This is a genomic window from Pseudomonas sp. R28(2017) (assembly GCF_002112505.1).
Lineage (GTDB): Bacteria > Pseudomonadota > Gammaproteobacteria > Pseudomonadales > Pseudomonadaceae > Aquipseudomonas.
In genome coordinates this window covers 42,562-58,898 of record NZ_NEHW01000018.1, presented here as the reverse complement: position 1 = coordinate 58,898, position 16,337 = coordinate 42,562, and the positions used below count along the sequence as shown (strand labels likewise).

General features: G+C 64.9%; 16 protein-coding genes and 1 pseudogene. 12 read left to right on the top strand and 5 right to left on the bottom strand.

Annotated features, from left to right (window positions below):
- Positions 1 to 14 precede the first annotated feature (14 nt).
- The 3 genes from CAF78_RS24665 (at position 15) to CAF78_RS24655 (ending at position 3,039) form a co-directional block, all read left to right on the top strand.
- Entirely contained in the window at positions 15 to 1,379 is a 1,365-nt protein-coding gene (locus CAF78_RS24665) for an LLM class flavin-dependent oxidoreductase (RefSeq protein WP_085677637.1), read from the top strand.
- Between the two features lie 132 nt (positions 1,380 to 1,511).
- Complete coding sequence (locus CAF78_RS24660) at positions 1,512 to 2,348, top strand: bifunctional allantoicase/(S)-ureidoglycine aminohydrolase (protein WP_085677638.1); 837 nt, start codon at positions 1,512 to 1,514, stop codon at positions 2,346 to 2,348.
- 91 nt (positions 2,349 to 2,439) lie between these two features.
- A complete protein-coding gene (locus CAF78_RS24655) occupies positions 2,440 to 3,039 on the top strand; it encodes an START domain-containing protein (RefSeq protein ID WP_085677639.1) in 600 nt (199 codons plus the stop codon).
- 73 nt (positions 3,040 to 3,112) lie between these two features.
- Here the strand turns inward: CAF78_RS24655 and CAF78_RS24650 are convergent, their stop codons facing one another.
- A complete protein-coding gene (locus CAF78_RS24650) occupies positions 3,113 to 3,565 on the bottom strand; it encodes a hypothetical protein (protein WP_085677640.1) in 453 nt (150 codons plus the stop codon).
- A gap of 104 nt (positions 3,566 to 3,669) precedes the next feature.
- Between CAF78_RS24650 and CAF78_RS28350 the strand changes: the two are divergent.
- A pseudogene (locus tag CAF78_RS28350) lies at positions 3,670 to 3,762 on the top strand (lipid-binding protein); the annotation flags it as partial.
- A gap of 82 nt (positions 3,763 to 3,844) precedes the next feature.
- Complete coding sequence (locus tag CAF78_RS24645; RefSeq protein ID WP_085677641.1) at positions 3,845 to 4,765, top strand: LysR substrate-binding domain-containing protein; 921 nt, start codon at positions 3,845 to 3,847, stop codon at positions 4,763 to 4,765.
- 31 nt (positions 4,766 to 4,796) lie between these two features.
- Here CAF78_RS24645 and sodC read toward each other — a convergent pair whose 3' ends face one another.
- Positions 4,797 to 5,312: a superoxide dismutase family protein gene (gene sodC, locus CAF78_RS24640; protein WP_085677642.1), complete on the bottom strand. Its 516-nt coding sequence runs from the start codon at positions 5,310 to 5,312 to the stop codon at positions 4,797 to 4,799.
- A gap of 126 nt (positions 5,313 to 5,438) precedes the next feature.
- On the opposite strand from sodC, the gene CAF78_RS24635 reads away from it, so the two are divergent.
- The 4 genes from CAF78_RS24635 to CAF78_RS24620 all read left to right on the top strand — a co-directional run bounded on the left by CAF78_RS24635 (position 5,439) and on the right by CAF78_RS24620 (position 8,996).
- Positions 5,439 to 6,302 carry a LysR family transcriptional regulator gene (locus CAF78_RS24635; RefSeq protein ID WP_085677643.1) on the top strand — a complete coding sequence of 288 codons (864 nt, stop codon included), beginning with the start codon at positions 5,439 to 5,441 and terminating at the stop codon, positions 6,300 to 6,302.
- 99 nt (positions 6,303 to 6,401) lie between these two features.
- Positions 6,402 to 7,319: an AEC family transporter gene (locus CAF78_RS24630; RefSeq protein WP_085677644.1), complete on the top strand. Its 918-nt coding sequence runs from the start codon at positions 6,402 to 6,404 to the stop codon at positions 7,317 to 7,319.
- 48 nt (positions 7,320 to 7,367) lie between these two features.
- The gene (locus tag CAF78_RS24625) at positions 7,368 to 7,979 is read left to right on the top strand and encodes a cell wall hydrolase (RefSeq protein WP_085677645.1); all 612 of its coding nucleotides are present in this window, start codon (positions 7,368 to 7,370) and stop codon (positions 7,977 to 7,979) included.
- Positions 7,980 to 8,144: 165 nt separating this feature from the next.
- Positions 8,145 to 8,996: a CAP domain-containing protein gene (locus tag CAF78_RS24620; RefSeq protein ID WP_085677646.1), complete on the top strand. Its 852-nt coding sequence runs from the start codon at positions 8,145 to 8,147 to the stop codon at positions 8,994 to 8,996.
- Here the strand turns inward: CAF78_RS24620 and CAF78_RS24615 are convergent.
- Positions 8,963 to 9,997 carry a GlxA family transcriptional regulator gene (locus CAF78_RS24615; protein WP_085677647.1) on the bottom strand — a complete coding sequence of 345 codons (1,035 nt, stop codon included), beginning with the start codon at positions 9,995 to 9,997 and terminating at the stop codon, positions 8,963 to 8,965. The genes CAF78_RS24620 and CAF78_RS24615 overlap by 34 nt on opposite strands.
- A 102-nt stretch (positions 9,998 to 10,099) precedes the next feature.
- Between CAF78_RS24615 and CAF78_RS24610 the strand changes: the two genes are divergently transcribed.
- Positions 10,100 to 10,711: a LysE family translocator gene (locus tag CAF78_RS24610; RefSeq protein WP_085677648.1), complete on the top strand. Its 612-nt coding sequence runs from the start codon at positions 10,100 to 10,102 to the stop codon at positions 10,709 to 10,711.
- 268 nt (positions 10,712 to 10,979) lie between these two features.
- Here the strand turns inward: CAF78_RS24610 and CAF78_RS24605 are convergent, their stop codons facing one another.
- Positions 10,980 to 12,179 (bottom strand): MFS transporter, encoded by a 1,200-nt coding sequence (locus CAF78_RS24605; protein WP_085677649.1) that lies wholly within the window; start codon positions 12,177 to 12,179, stop codon positions 10,980 to 10,982.
- Between the two features lie 113 nt (positions 12,180 to 12,292).
- On the bottom strand, positions 12,293 to 13,192 hold the full coding sequence (locus CAF78_RS24600; protein WP_085677650.1) for a LysR family transcriptional regulator: 900 nt from the start codon (positions 13,190 to 13,192) through the stop codon (positions 12,293 to 12,295).
- 118 nt (positions 13,193 to 13,310) lie between these two features.
- On the opposite strand from CAF78_RS24600, the gene CAF78_RS24595 reads away from it, so the two are divergent.
- Positions 13,311 to 13,664 (top strand): cupin, encoded by a 354-nt coding sequence (locus CAF78_RS24595; protein WP_085677651.1) that lies wholly within the window; start codon positions 13,311 to 13,313, stop codon positions 13,662 to 13,664.
- A gap of 218 nt (positions 13,665 to 13,882) precedes the next feature.
- Positions 13,883 to 16,300 (top strand): glucose/quinate/shikimate family membrane-bound PQQ-dependent dehydrogenase, encoded by a 2,418-nt coding sequence (locus CAF78_RS24590; protein WP_085677652.1) that lies wholly within the window; start codon positions 13,883 to 13,885, stop codon positions 16,298 to 16,300.
- Positions 16,301 to 16,337: the final 37 nt, after the last annotated feature.

Sequence of the window (16,337 nt, the reverse complement as noted above, 5' to 3'; positions counted from 1 at the left end):
AGGGAGTGAAGGCCATGCCTCGTCACATCCGTTTCAACGCCTTCAGCATGAACGCCGCCAGCCACCAGTCCCCGGGGTTGTGGCGCCACCCGCGCAACACCAGCGTGGCGTTCAACCGCCTGGACTACTGGACCGACCTTGCGCGCCTGCTGGAGCGCGGGCTGTTCGATGCGCTGTTCATCGCCGACGTGCTGGGTATCTACGACGTCTACCAGGGTGGCCCGCAAGCCGCCCTGCGCGGTGGCGTGCAGGTGCCGGTCAACGACCCGCTGCTGCTGGTGCCGGCCATGGCCGGGGTCACCGAGCACCTGGGGTTCGGCGTGACCTTTTCGCTGACCTACGAGCACCCTTATCCGTTTGCCCGGCGCATGTCCACGCTCGACCACCTGAGCAATGGCCGGGTCGGCTGGAACATCGTCACCGGCTACCTCGACAGCGCCGCGCGCAACTTGGGCCTGGCCCGTCAGCTGGGCCATGACCAGCGCTACGACCTGGCCGAGGAATACCTGGAGGTGCTGTACAAACTCTGGGAAAAAAGCTGGGAAGACGATGCCGTGGCACTGGAGCGCGAAACCGGCCGCTACATCGAACCGTCGAAAGTGCACGCCATACAGCACGCTGGCGAGCACTTCCAGGTGCCCGGCATGCACCTGTGCCAGCCTTCGCCCCAGCGCACCCCGGTATTGTTCCAGGCCGGTGCCTCGGCGCGCGGCCAGCAGTTCGCCGCTCGCCATGCCGAGTGCGTGTTCATCAGCGGCCCGACACCTACCGTGCTGCGCCGCTACGCCGACGGTATTCGCCAGGCCGGCGAGGTAGCCGGGCGTGGCCGCGACGAGGTGCTCATTTATGCCCAGGCGCTGCTGATCGTCGCGCCGACCACGCAAGAGGCCCAGGCGCGCTTTGCCGAATACCGCCGCTACGTCGACCTGGATGCATCCCTCGCCCTGCTGTCGGGCTGGACCGGCATCGACTTCGCCGGCCTCGACCCGGACGCCCCCATCGAATATGTCGAGAATGATGCTGGCCGCGCCGCCCTGGCAGCGTTCACCGCCGCCGACCCGAACCGCCGCTGGAGCGTGCGTGAGGCCGCTGAATTCGTCGGCCTGGGCGGGCGCGGCCCGGTATTGGTCGGCTCGCCAGGCGAAGTTGCCGACCAGCTGGAGCACTGGCTCGACCAGGCCGGTATCGACGGCTTCAACCTCACCTATGCCGTGCAACCGGACGACCTGGCCAACGTGGTCGAGCTGCTGGTACCGGAGCTTCAGCGACGGGGTCGCTACCCACTGGGCTACGCCGACGGCACCTTGCGCCACAAGCTGTTCGGCCTCGGCGACCGGCTGCCGGAGGCCCACGTGGGGCGCCAGGTTCGCATTCAGTAACTGAATGTCGAGTATTTCAACATTTAATTTGTGGATGATGCGGGCTGCCCCCTATGCTGTCCGCACATCCCCTGCACGCACCGGCCGGTGTGGTCCAAGGCACGGGGAGAGAACAACAAGTCGAGACCGCTCATGTCGAACCACTCCTACTTCGCCCCCCACGGTGGGCACCCAGCTCAGACCGAGCTGCTGACTGACCGTGCCATGTTCACCGAAGCCTATGCCGTCATCCCCAAAGGCGTGATGCGTGACATCGTCACCAGCCACCTGCCGTTCTGGGACAAGATGCGCATGTGGGTCATCGCCCGCCCGCTGACCGGTTTCGCCGAAACCTTCTCGCAGTACATCGTCGAAGTGGCCCCGGAAGGCGGCAGCGAGCGCCCTGAGCTGGACCCGAACGCCGAAGCCGTGGTGTTCATCGTCGAAGGCGAGCTGGACATCACCGTCGAAGGCAAGCACCACACCCTGACCCCAGGCGGCTACGCCTTCCTGGCACCGGGCGCCGAGTGGAGCCTGCGCAACAACAGCAAGGCCAACGTCACCTTCCACTGGCTGCGCAAGCACTACCAGAAGGTCCAAGGCCTGGCCGTGCCTGAGTCGTTCGTCACCCACCGCGACAACGCCACTGTCATCGAAATGCCGGGCACCGAAGGCCGCTGGGTCACCACCCGCTTCGTCGACATGGCCGACATGCGCCACGACATGCACGTCAACATCGTCACCTTCCAGCCGGGCGGCGTGATTCCGTTCGCTGAAACCCACGTCATGGAACACGGCCTGTATGTGCTGGAAGGCAAGGCGGTATACCGCCTGAACCAGGACTGGGTCGAAGTGGAAGCCGGTGACTTCATGTGGCTGCGCGCCTTCTGCCCGCAGGCCTGCTACGCCGGTGGCCCAGGCAAGTTCAGCTACCTGCTGTACAAGGACGTCAACCGTCATGTGCACCTGACCCTCAACCCACAGCGTTGAGTTCAGGCTGATGCCCGAAAGCCCGCCACCTGGCGGGCTTTCTGTTTGCCGCTCATACTGAAAAGCCCTGCCCCATAGCGCGGTACTGGCCATGAACCGCTGCCTGATACTTACCCTTTTGCTGGTTGCCACCGCCAGCCTGGCCGCTGACGACTGGAAGATTGCCTACGACCGCGAAGGTATCCGCGTGTACCTCAGCGGCGTGGCCGATTCGCCCTATCAGCAGTTCCGCGGCGTCAGCACCATGAAAGCCAGCGTGCGTACCCTCGTCGACCTGCAGGAAAACCTGCGGGTGGCGTGCAAATGGCTGTATGCCTGCGAGCAGATGCGCTTGCTGGACGTGGACGGCGACAGCACCTGGGTCTACCTGACCACCAACCTGCCGTGGCCGACCCTGCCACGGGACATCATTCTCAAGGTCCGCACCGAGCGCCTGGATGACGGCACCCTGGTGCGCCACCTGAGCGCCGAACCGGGCCGCTTGCCCGAAGAGCCTGGGTTGATCCGCGTTCAGCACCTGTCGGGCGAATGGATCATGAAGCCGCTCGGCGAGCGCGAAACCGAGGTGACCTACCAGTTGCAGGCAGACCCTGCCGGGGACGTACCGGGCTGGCTGGCCAACCGCTTCGTCGTCGACGCCCCGGTGGTAACGCTGCGGACCTTGCGTGCGGTAGCCGAGCGCCAGCCGTGAGAGCCTGACGCCTCATGGAGAATATATGCAATTCAAATCCATGACCGCATGCCATCACAACGGCGCTTGTTAACTACTTCTTATAGCTATTGAATTCCATGCTCGCGTGCTTGATTTCATAGCCGCGTTCATTGCTTGCAAAAAATGTTGCCGTGAATTTTTCTTTTCGTGCAAATTCCACTTTCCCATTCCAGTCCACCATCATAATTTGGTCTAATGCGCCTCCCAACACGACACCTTCGTCCCCCGCCAGCTTCTGGTCGAACGTGATAATGTCATAGATGCCGTCGTCATAATCGTTGGGAATGTTAAGCACCAACCATGAGTGATTTCGGATTATGTTGCCTACCAGCTGAATGTGGCCAACATTAAACTCATAGTCGATGAACGCGTCTGAGCCCTCATGAGTTTCATATTCTTCATTCGGGCGCTTCCAGGTAACACTGAACCACTGCTCTACTTCAGCCCTCGCTTGTTGCCTGGCTTCTTCGTTAAATTTCACGCCTGCATATTCAAGAATATTCATGTCACTACCCTCTTCCGGCCAAAGCCATTCTTTAGCCGCACACACAGATTAGAAAGGGCAAAGCAATCGTACTACTGGCAAAACTATCAGTTGCAGTTTGGGCGGACGTGCCGGGCTGGCTGGCCAACCGCTTCGTCGTCGACGCCCCGGTGGTGACGCTGCGGACCTTGCGTGCGGTAGCCGAGCGCCAACCCTGAGAAGCCCTATCGGCCTGCCGCGTTTTCTGCCACTGTCTGCGCGCGGCGCGGACCAGCGCGTCGCGCCTTGCCAGGACGTCGCATGAAAACACCCGAAAACGGCAATACGCACAAAGGCTACCGACGCATCATCCCCTCGATGACTGCCCTCCTCGAGTTTGAAGCGGTCGCCCGCCACAGCAGTGTCACCCTGGCGGCCCGTGAGCTGGGCGTGACCCAGGCAGCGGTGAGCAAGCAGATCAGGCAACTCGAGGACAACCTCGGGGTCCAGCTGTTCCAGCGCCTGCACCGCGGCATCCGCCTGACCAGCGAAGGCCAGGCGCTGTTCGCGGTGATGTCCGAGTCGCTGCAGAAGGTTGCCGCGGTGTTCGACCGCCTCAGTGACGGTGGCGCAGAACAGGAGCTGGTGCTCAGCACCACCGCGACCTTTTCCCAGCTGCGGGTGATGCCGCGCCTGAGCAATCTGCGCGCGAGCATGCCCCAGATACGCCTGCGCCTGGCCACGCAGATGTTCACCGGCGACCTGCGCAACCACGATGTCGACTTGCTGGTGCGCTACGGTAATGGCCGCTGGGAGGATGGCACGGCGCTGCAGCTGTTCGAGGAAGAGGTTTTTCCGGTGTGTTCGCCAGCATGGCTGGCACACCATGCCATGCCCGATTCGCTGGAGGCGCTGTACCACGCCGACCTGCTCGACGCCGATGCCACCACCGAAGGCTGGATGACCTGGCCGACCTGGTTCCGCGCCCTGGGTGGCAACCCGCCGAAGCTCGACTACGGGCTGCGCTGCCACCTGTACACCGACACCATCCAGGCCGCGTTGCACGGGCATGGGGTGGCGCTGGGCTGGGGGCGCATGCTCGACCACCTGCTGGCCTCGGGCGAGCTGGTGCGCCTGACCGACCTGGTGGTGAAGCCGCGGGAAGCCTATTACCTGGTGGTGCCGCATGGCCGCGACACCACGGCAACAGTGCTGGGGTTGGTGGCGTGGCTGCGTAGCTAATCCAGCACCGGCTTGCCCGGCCCTGTCGACCTTACTCAACCACCCCACAAGCCACACGGGCACCACCACCGCCAAGCTTCTCCGGGTGGTCGCTGTGGTTGTCGCCACCGGCATGCACCATCAATGCATGGCCTTTGAAATCCGTGGCTTTCAGACGTGGCGCCAATACCGGGTAGGTGGCCTTGCCGTCGGCGCCGACATAAAGTGCCGGCAGGTCGCCACGGTGACCGCTGTCGTCATACGGGCCCTTGTGCGCGTTGGTGGAATCCGGGTCCCAGTGGCCACCTGCCGCGCCCGCCGGTACCGGCTTGCCGTTTTCCTCTGCCGCTGCGCAGGAGCCCTTCTGGTGCAGGTGGAAACCATGCACGCCCGGCGGCAGGTCCTTGAGGTCGGGGGTGAGCACGGTGCCGTACGGGTTCTGTTCGATGCTGATGGTACCGATCGACTTGCCCGGGCCATCCGCCCCGGCCAGCTTCAGTTCCACCGTCTGCGCGGCCTGGGCGAGACCGGCCGAGGCCAGCAATGCGGTGAAGACTACTGCTTTCATGTCGTTTCTCCATGGCTTGGGGTAGGTGGGTTTCGTACCCACGTGACTTTTGGGACTGCGCAGCTTGCCAGGCATTCCATCCAGCCACAGACTGAAACACTTCCCTTGCCGCCCGGAGCCGTTCGCGTGTCCCTCAAAGCCCTGCGCACCCTGGTGACCATCGCGCGCCACGGCACCTTCGCCCGTGCCGCCGACCTGCTCAGCCTCACGCCTTCGGCTGTGAGCCTGCACATCAAGACCCTCGAGGACGAGCTCAAGGTCGCGCTGTTCGACCGCAGCCGCCGCCAGGTGGTGCTGACCGAGGCCGGGCAACTGGCCGTGGCGCGGGCCGAGCACATACTCGGTGCCTACGACGAACTGGCCGATGCCCTGGCCAGCGGCCCGAGCCTGCGTGGCCGGCTGCGCCTGGGGGCGATCCACACGGTCCTGGCCCGACGCCTGCCCAAGGCCCTCGTGTGGATCAAGGCGCACCATCCGGACCTGCACATCAGCGTCAACTCAGGCATGTCGGCAGAGCTGGCACGGCGTGTGGAAGATGGCGAACTGGATGCAGCGATCACCACCGAGCCGGTCAGCCCCTACCCGCAAAGCCTGGACTTCACGCCCCTGTTCGAAGACCGCTTCTGGGCCATCGCCCACCCCGACCTGGCCGGCCACAGCCTGCCACAGCTGCTCGCCAGCCAGCCGTTCCTGCGCTTCGACAAGCGCGCCTGGGCCGGGCGGCAGATCGAGCAGGAGCTGCGCCGCCAGCATTTGCAGGTCAGCGAACAGATGGAGCTGGACAGCCAGGAAGCGCTGGCGCGCATGGCGCTGATGGGGCTGGGTGTGGCGATCATTCCCATGGCCGATGACGACCTGCAGCGCCTGCCGCCCGCCACCTGCCTGCCGTTTGGCGAGCCTCAGCTGGTGCGGCGGGTGGTGCTGCTGGAACACGAAAAAAGTCAGCGGCGGCACCTGAGTGCAGTGCTGAAGACCGCCATGGACGCCTGAAGGTACAGTTTTCCTCAACGGTCACTGCAGAAATCAACGTTTTTCCCGACCGGTCCGCCACGCTAACCTGTGCCCGTACCCGACCACGGAATCACACCCATGCTCCACCTGCTGCTGACCACCCTGGTGCCCATCATCCTGCTGATCAGCCTCGGCACCTTCCTGCGCATCCGTGGTTTTCTCGCCGAGTCGTTCTGGCCCGGTGCCGAGCGCCTGAGCTACTACGTGCTGCTGCCCTCACTGTTCCTGCATGGCCTGGCCACGGCCAACCTCGAAGGCGTACCGGTGCTGGGCATGGTCGGTGTGCTGATGCTTTCGACCTTGCTGGGTGCCGTGCTGCTGGTGCTCTACCAGGGTGCGGTGAACCACGAGGGCGCCGACTTCACCTCGGTGTTCCAGGGCGGCGTGCGCTTCAACAACTACATCGGCGCCACCCTCGCCGCCGGCATCTACGGCAGCGCCGGGATTGCCCTGGCCGCCGTGGCCAACGCCGCCATCGTGCCCTTGGTCAACCTGCTCTGCGTGCTGGTGTTCGCCCGCTTCAGTGCCCGGCACAGCTCGCCGGCGACCGTGTTGCGGGCCATCTTTGCCAACCCGCTGATCGTCGGTTGCGCCGGCGGCCTGTTGCTGCGGGTCACCGGCCTGGGCCTGCCGGCGGGCCTGGAGCCCACGGTCAAGGCGCTGGGGCAGGCCGCCCTGCCCCTGGGCCTGCTGTGCGTGGGTGCCGCGCTCGGCGGCGCCAGCCTCGGCCAGCAAGTGCGGCCACTGCTGGCGGCATCGGCCTTCAAGTTCCTGGTCATGCCGCTGACCACCTGGGGCCTGTGCCGCGTGCTGGGGCTGAGCGGCCAGGCGGCGGTCGTGGCGGTGCTGTTCCAGGCCTTGCCGACCGCTTCGTCGTCCTACGTGATGGCGCGGCAGATGGGCGGCAACGCGCCGCTGATGGCGACCATCATCGCCCTGCAGACCGTGGTGGCGGCCGTGACCTTGCCTTTGGTGCTAATGCTTACGCTGAAGTGAAGCCGTTTGGCTAGACTGTGAATCAGCCCACACTTCGGAAACTCGACCATGCGCCTTTCGTGGATGGTGATCTGCTTGACTTCGGCCCTGCTCGCAAGCCCCTTGCACGCCGCCGAAAGCGCCAAGGCCGCCGTGGCCGAAGACAAGGCAGAAAAGCTGGAGAAAAAGGTGGTGGAGGATGCCCCGCCGCCGAAAAAACCGGAAACCATCACCCCAGGCGAGGTGCAGGCGGTGGACCCGGCAGGCCAGGCGCCGATGGACGACAGCATCACCTGCCTGGCCCGCACCATCTATTGGGAAGCCAAGGGCGCCGACGCCCAGGACATGAGCGCGGTGGCCAGCGTGGTGCTCAACCGCCTGGGCCACGAAGGCTTCCCCGATACCATCTGTGGTGTGGTCAAGCAGGGCGTGGAGACCAAGTCCTGCCAGTTTTCCTGGTGGTGTGACGGGCGTTCCGACCAGGTCGAGGAAGCGCAGCGCTACGACGTGGCCAAGGAGATCGCGCGCAAGGCATTGAACCAGCAGCTCAAGGACCCGACCGGGGGCGCCTTGTATTTCCATGACCGCAACGTGCACCCGGACTGGGCCAAGGCCTATCGCAAGACCGCCGAGACCCGGCATTTTCTGTTCTACAAGCCGAACCAGGCGCTGGCGCGTTGACTGGCCATCGCACTTTTCTGGCGTTTACCGGTCTACTCCCTCTTTTGCCGCCCGCAAGTCATTGCGGGCGTTTTCATTGCTTTGCACGAGAGTGGGCCAAACGCCTTGCGCTTGTGTAGGATGAGCAGCGCATACCAAGACGCTGCCAGTCACAGGGAGATCCACATGCGCGTCCTGTCATCCGTTGCCGCCTTGTCGCTGGGCCTGGTCATGTCGACCGGAGCCCTGGCCGTCACCGGCGAAGAGGCGCAGCTGATCGATTCGATCAATACCTACCGCAACCAGGCCCAGCGCTGCGGTGACGAGGTGTCGGTGGAACTGCCGCCGCTCAACAGCGACACGCGCCTGGCCCTGTCGCCGGAAGGCACCCGCGACCTGCAGCAGGCCATGAGCCGCGCGGCCTACCCGATGGTTAACGTGCAGGCCATCAGCCTGTCTGGCCCGCGTGATGCCAACGCGGCCATGAACGCCATCAAAGAGAGCTTCTGCCAGGTGGTGCTAGACCCACAGTTCGTCGATATCGGCGTCAGCCAGGAAGGCCGCGACTGGCGCATCGTGCTTGCCCGCCCTTTGCTCAGCGGGCGCCTGGGCGACTGGCAGGCCGAAGGGCAGAAGCTGTTGCAGGCCATCAACAGTGCGCGCAAGGCGCCACACCAGTGCGGTGGCCAGCCATTCCCCGCCGCACCGGCGTTGAGCTGGAATGCAACGCTGGCGGGCGTGGCGGCGAATCATACGCGAGCCATGGCCAACCAGAACTTCTTCGACCATATCGACAAGGACGGGCGCACGCCGGGCGACCGGGCTGAGCTGGCCGGTTACCTGTATCGGCAGATTGGCGAAAACATCGCCGCCGGGCGCGACACGGCACAGAAGGTGGTGGATGGCTGGCTGGACAGCCCCGGCCATTGCGCCACCCTGATGAACGCCGATTTCCGCGAAATGGGCGCGGCCTATGCGGTGGACCCAAAGAGCGATGCGGGCATCTACTGGACCGGCTTGTTCGGCACACCGCAATGACCCTGTAGGAGCGGCCTTGTGTCGCGAAAGGGCCGCGTAGCACCTGTGCGCAGCGCCAATGCTGTGCAGCCAAACCGCCGCTTCACGCATTTTCCCAGGTAGCTGGCATCGCCCAGGCCGACCTCATCGGCGATCTGCGCCAGGCTGTGGCTGGCGTTGAGCAACCGCCAGCGCGCCTGCTGCAGGCGCATTTCCAGCCACCAGGCCTTGGCGCTCATGCCGTGGCTGGCCTGGAACTGCCGGTCCAGTTGCCGGCGGCTGATGCCCAGCTCGCCCGCCAGCTGCTCGATCGACCAACGCGCCCCCAGGTGATGACGCATCAGGGCCAGCGCACGCTGTACCTGGCGCCCCTGCCCTGCGCCGGTTTCCAGCGAACGCAGGGCATGGCGACTGTCACGCGACTCGTCGACCAGCATGTCGGCAAGGCCCTTGAGCGCCCGGGCGCGCCCGCAGGCACCCGCCAGCAGCTCCACCGCCAGGTCGATGGCTGCCGTGCCGCCGGCACAGGTGATACGCGCGCCATCGATGCAGTACAGCTGCTCGCGCAGCAGCTGCAGATGCGGGAAAGATGCGCGGAACTCCGCCTCATGGCGCCAGTGCACCACGACCTTGTGCCCGTCCAGCAGGCCGCAGGCGGCCAGCAGAAAAGCAGCGTTGTCGATGGCGACCAGTTTCACCCCCGCCCTGGCCGCACGCTTGAGCAGGCGCTGGTAGTGGGGTGCCAATGCGGCAGTCGCTTCGGCATTGCGGCTGCCGAACAGCACCAGGTAGTCGTAGTTTTCCCACTGTAACTGTTCGGCAATGGCCTGCACCTGCATCACCGCGCCACTGCTCGACGGTACTGGCTCACCGGTGAGGCTGGCCAGGGTCCAGCTGCAGTAGCGTTGCTGGCTGTAGTCCTCGTCGTCGGCGCTGAAGCGCAGCTTGTCGAGAAACGCACCGAACGGCAGCAAGGCGAAATCAGACAACGGCAGGATCAGCAGGTGGATATCAGGGGTCATGCAAAACAGGTCCGGAAAACACCATTGAATGTCCAGATCATACTCTGCACTTGCAGCGCCGTCGCATAGACTGGCCGCTCGTGAATACCGAAGGCACACACCATGGCTCTGGATACCTGGCTCATCTACCTGCTGGCGAGCATCGGCCTGTCGCTGACCCCCGGCCCGAACAGCCTGCTCGCCCTGACCCACGGCGCGCTGTATGGCGCGCGTCGTACGCTGTTCACCATCGTCGGCGGGGTTTTCGGCTTCAGTGCACTGATTGCCCTGGCGATGTTCGGGCTGACGGCGTTGCTTCAGACCTCGGCTTCGGTGCTGACCGTGCTGAAGTGGGTGGGCGGGGCCTATCTGGTGTGGCTGGGCATTCAGCTCTGGCGCAGCCCTGCCCTGCAGCTGGAGGTGACCGAGCGCACTGCCCGTTTGAGCAATCCGGGGATGTTCCGCCAAGGCCTGCTGTCGGCTATTGCCAACCCCAAGGTACTGTTGTTCTACGGTGCCTTCCTGCCGCAGTTCATCGACCCCCAGCGTGGGCTGTTGCTGCAGTTCGTGATCATGGCAGCGACCTTCGCCAGCGTGGAGTGCGTGGTCGAATACGTGCTGGCGCGCCTGGCGTTTCGTATCCGGCCATGGCTGGCCAAGGGCGGCAAAGGTTTCAATCGCTGCTGCGGGAGCCTGTTCGCGTTGATTGGCGTGGCCTTGCCGCTGGGCCGGTGATATCGCTGGCCAGCCAGCTGCCGCTTTACTGCGGGAGATCATCCAGCCCTTTGGGCTGCGCTGTCGCGCAGAGAACAAAGCCTCAGCAAGCGCCGCCTTACCCTGTGGGAGCGGGCATGCCCGCGAAGCATGCGACGCGGTGCATGGCACCGGCTTCGCCGGTGTTCGCGGGCACGCCCGCTCCCACAAGATCTTTGCTGAATCAAAGAATTATGTTTTGTTCTATGAGGGCAGGCGTGCCGGCGAATGGGCCGCGAAGCGCCCCCTCTCAAGCGCGCCGCGAAACCAGCAGGAAGACCACCAGCGCCATGCCCGGCAATGCCGCCCCCACCAGTGCCACGCCGTGCCACCCCTGCTGGGCAAACACCGCACTGGCCACCGCCGACCCCGCTGCCCCGCCCAGGAAAATGCTGGTCATGTACAGCGCATTCAGCCGCCCGCGGCTGGCCGGGTCCAGGGCATACACCTCACGCTGGCCAATCACCATGTTCATCTGCACCGCAAAATCCAGCAGCACCCCGGTCAGCCCCAGGCCGATCACGCTGTAACCCGGCGTGGTCAGCCCCAGCAGCAGCGCCACTGGCGCCAGCACCAGTGCCAGCAACGAACCGGCGCGGGCATGGCCGGCGTCGGCCAGGCGGCCCGCCAGCGGTGCGGCGATGGCGCCCACGGCGCCGACCAGGGCAAACAGGGCGATCTGGCTTTGCGACAGGCCATGCTCGCTGGCCAGGGCCAGTGGCACTGCTGTCCAGTAAAGGCTGAACGCCGCGAACATCAATGCCTGGTACAGCGAACGCTGACGCAGCACCGGGTATTGGCGCAGCAAGGCAACCAACGACAGCATCAACCCGGCATAGCTCGCCCTGTGTTCAGGCACCCGGCGCGGCAGCGTCAGCGCCAGCAACAGGATGATTGCCAACATCAGGCCGGCAGCACCGATGAACACCGTGCGCCAGCCAAAGTGGTCGGCGACCAGGCTCGACAACGGCCGCGCCAGCAGGATGCCCAGCAACAGGCCGCCCATGATGTTGCCGACCACCCGCCCGCGTTCCTGCTCAGGCGCCAGGTGCGCGGCCAACGGGATGAGCATCTGCACAGCCACCGAACTGAAACCGATTAGCAAGGCATAGGCCAGGAACAGCTGCCCCTGGCCACTGCTGCTGGTCCCCGCCAGCAACAGGCTGACGCAGGCCAGTACGGCAGTGATGATCATCAGCCGGCGGTTTTCCACCAGGTCGGCCAGTGGCACCAGCAGCAACAGGCCCAGTGCGTAGCCCAGCTGGGTGAGCGACACGATCAGGCTGGCGCGCTCGGTGGACAGGCCCAGGTCCGGGGCGATCAGCCCGACGATGGGCTGCGCGTAATAGATATTGGCGACGATCGCGCCACAGCAGAACGCCAGCAGCGCGACCAGGGCGCGGCTCAGGCTGGCATGGGCTGGCTGGGCAGCCGCAAGGGAGGGATTCATGCGAGGTACCTCGGCATCGGGTTGGGATATGCCAGGCACATTACCGAGCGCTGGCCGGTCGGAGAATCCGGCTCCGGCGCAACGGGGCGTTGCGCCAGGCGCAACGGTAACGGTCAGGGTGTGAGCAGGCCTTGGCAAAAGCCGATGAACGCGTTGACCCGCCGAGAGCCGCGATGGTTGGGCAAGTACAAGGCATTGATGCTGTCGTTGGCAGTACCGGGGCTGACCTGCCAGTCCGCGAACAGCCGCTGCAGGCGCCCGGCCGCGACGTCCTCGCGCACCAGCCAGTCGGCCAGCAAGGCGATGCCGCTGCCGGCCAGCGCCGCTTCGCGCAACAGGTCGGCGTTGGCGCTGCGCAGCGGCCCGCTCACTTCCAGTTCCAACAACTCATCGGCCCGCTGCAGGCGCCAGGCGCGCGCCTTCTGCCCGTAGCGGAAACGCAGGCAGGCCTGTTGCAGCAACTGCTCGGGGTGCAGCAACGGGTCACGCCTGGCCAGGTAATCGGGGCTTGCCACCAGCCAGCGCTGGAAGCGGCCGAGCTGGCGGCACACCAGTTCGTCGTTCGGCGACGGGTCGCCGAGGCGAATGGACAGGTCGTAGCGGCCGTCGAGCAGGTCATCGAGCCGGTCGCTCATGTCGATGTCCAGCTCCAGCGACGGGTGACGCGCCAGGAATGGCCCCAGGTGCGGTGCAATCACGCGCCGGCCGAACTCCACCGGCAGGCACAGGCGCAGCACGCCGACGGGCTCATCGCCACGATCGGCGACGCTGGCATCGGCCTCCTCCAGTGCGTCGAAGATCTCCCTTGCCCGCGCATAGTAACGTGCGCCCGCCTCGGTCAGGCTGACCTGGCGCGTGGAGCGGTTGAGCAGGGTCGTGCCGAGCTCCGACTCCAGCGCATCGACCAGGCGTGTCACCGACGAAGTCGCGACGCCGAGCCTGCGCGCTGCGGCGGAAAAGCCTTGGGCATCGACTGTCGCGGTGAACATCTTCATCGCCAGGAGCTTGTCCATAGCTACTCCAGTTTTCAGATTTCGGAACACTCCTACAATCCACATGGCGGGTCAAGAAGCGCGCAGCAGAGCGATCAGGCCCATAGTGGAAGCACCTCCATCAGCGCGAGCATTTCCCATGACCATCAGCAACCTGCTCCATGCCCTGCCCCATTGCGACCCGGCCACTGCCGAACGGGTCGATGAACTGCTGCAGCGCCCTGGCCTGCGCATCGAACGCATCGTTTCCTGCGGCCAGGCCAGCCCGCCCGGCTTCTGGTACGACCAGGCCGAAGGCGAATGGATCCTGCTGTTGGCCGGCAGCGCCGGGCTGCGCCTGGAGCATGAGGACTACACCCGCTTGCTGGTGCCGGGGGATTGCCTGGACATTCCGGCGCATTGCCGGCATCGCGTGGAATTTACCGCCCAGGGGCAGCCGACCGTCTGGCTTGCCGTGTTTTATGGCATCGACACCCCGTGGCCGAGCCATTGAAACACCTGTCGTTCATGCTACAAAGGTCTAAGCCGTCACATTTACATGCCGCCTGAACGCTGCATTTACTGCAATTTTCTGAACGTGTTCTAGACTTTTAGCCACATCTTCGCAAGTTCAGCCCTGCGACAATCAGCCTCAGAAAATTATGTACCAACTTGTTAATTAGCAAGCTAAGGGCTTAAACTGCGCCCATTCCACCTGCTGAGATCCCTGGCATGAACGAAACACCGCGCGCCTCTGGCGCCACAAACATCATCCTGGTCGGCTTGGGCGTGATCGTCGCCCTGCTCGGCCTGCTCCTGGCTGCTGGCGGCGTCAAGCTCGCCGGCCTGGGCGGTTCCTGGTACTTCCTGATCGGCGGCCTGGCCATGGCCATCGCCGGTATTCTCATCGCACGTCGCAAGCAGGCCGGCGCCTGGCTGTACGCGGCGTTCCTGGTCGGCACCGCGATCTGGGCAGTGAGCGACGCCGGCCTGGTGTTCTGGCCACTGTTCTCGCGCCTGTTCATGTTCGGCGCGATCGGCATGGTGGTTGCGCTGGTCTACCCGCTGCTGGCCCGTGCCAACGGCGCCAGCGCAGGCCGCGGTGCCTATGGCATCGCCGGCGTGCTGGCCGTGGTGCTGGTGATCGCCGCCGGCAACATGTTCGTCGCTCACCCAAGCGTTGCCCCAACCGGTAAAGGCCCGGGCATGACCCCGGTCGAAGCCGGCAAGGCGCAGAAGGACTGGGCGCACTACGGCAACACCGAAGGTGGCAGCCGCTTCGCCGCGCTGGACCAGATCAACCGCGACAACGTCAACAAGCTCAAGGTGGCCTGGACCTACCACACTGGTGACGTCGCCATCAGTGACGGCAACGGTGCCGAAGACCAACTGACCCCGCTGCAGGTCGGCAACAAGGTGTTCATCTGCACCCCGCACAACAACCTGATCGCCCTTGACGCCGACACCGGCAAAGAGCTGTGGAAGAACGCGATCAACGCCCAGTCCAAGGTCTGGCAGCGTTGCCGTGGCATGGCCTACTTCGACGCCACCGCCGCGATCGCCCAGCCGACCCAGCCGAACAGTTCGCCGATCACCGGCGGCAGCGTCGCAGCCGGTGCCAACTGCCAGCGTCGCCTGCTGACCAACACCATCGACGGCCGCCTGATTGCCGTCGACGCCGACAACGGCGAGTTCTGCCAGGGCTTTGGCAACAATGGCCAGGTCGACCTCAAGGCCGGCCTGGGTAACGTGCCGGACTCCTACTACCAGCTGTCCTCCGCACCGTTGATGGCCGGCACCACCGTGGTGGTTGGCGGCCGTGTCGCCGACAACGTCCAGACCGACATGCCTGGCGGCGTGATCCGTGGTTTCGACGTGATCACCGGCGAAATGCGCTGGGCCTTCGACCCGGGCAACCCGGAAGACCGCAAGGCGCCGGAAGGCGACAGCACCTATGTGCGCAGCACCCCGAACAGCTGGGCACCGATGTCCTACGACCCGGCGATGAACACCGTGTTCCTGCCAATGGGCTCGTCGTCCACCGACATCTACGGCGTTGAACGCAGCAAGCTGGACCACACCTACGGCGCCTCCGTGCTGGCCCTGGACGCCACCACCGGCAACCAGAAGTGGGTCTTCCAGACCGTGCACAACGACCTCTGGGACTTCGACCTGCCGATGCAGCCGAGCCTGATCGACTTCACCAAGGACGACGGCGAGTCCGTGCCTGCGGTGGTGATCGGCACCAAGGCCGGGCAGATCTACGTGCTCGACCGTGCCACCGGCAAACCGCTGACCCAGGTCGACGAAGTGCCGGTCAAACCAAGCAATATCCCCAACGAGCCGTACTCCCCGACCCAGCCGAAATCGGTCGGCATGCCACAGATCGGCGCGCAGACCCTGAGCGAATCGGACATGTGGGGTGCCACGCCGTATGACCAGCTGCTGTGCCGCATCGACTTCAAGAAGATGCGCTACGACGGCCTGTACACCGCGCCGGGTACCGACCTGTCGCTGAGCTTCCCGGGTTCGCTGGGTGGCATGAACTGGGGCAGCATCTCCACCGACCCGGTGCATGGTTTCATCTTCGTCAACGACATGCGCCTGGGCCTGTGGATCCAGATGATCCCGTCGCAGAACAAGGGCGGCGCCGCTTCCGGCGGTGAAGCACTGAACACCGGCATGGGCGCCGTACCGCTCAAGGGCACCCCGTACGCGGTGAACAAGAACCGCTTCCTGTCGGTAGCCGGCATCCCGTGCCAGGCCCCTCCATTCGGCACCCTGACCGCCATCGACATGAAGTCGCGCCAGGTCGCCTGGCAGGTACCGGTCGGCACCGTGGAAGACACAGGTCCCCTGGGCATCCGCATGCACCTGCCGATCAAGATCGGTCTGCCGACCCTCGGCGGCACACTGTCGACCCAAGGCGGCCTGGTGTTCATCGCCGGCACCCAGGACTTCTACCTGCGCGCCTACGACAGCAGCAACGGTAACGAAATCTGGAAAGCCCGCCTGCCAGTGGGCAGCCAGGGTGGCCCGATGACCTACGTTTCGCCGAAAACCGGCAAGCAATACGTGGTGATCACCGCTGGCGGCGCTCGCCAGTCGACTGATCGTGGCGACTATGTGATTTCTTACGCTCTGCCGTAAGACCGCGTCGCTGCATTCGCGGGCAAGCCCGCTCCCA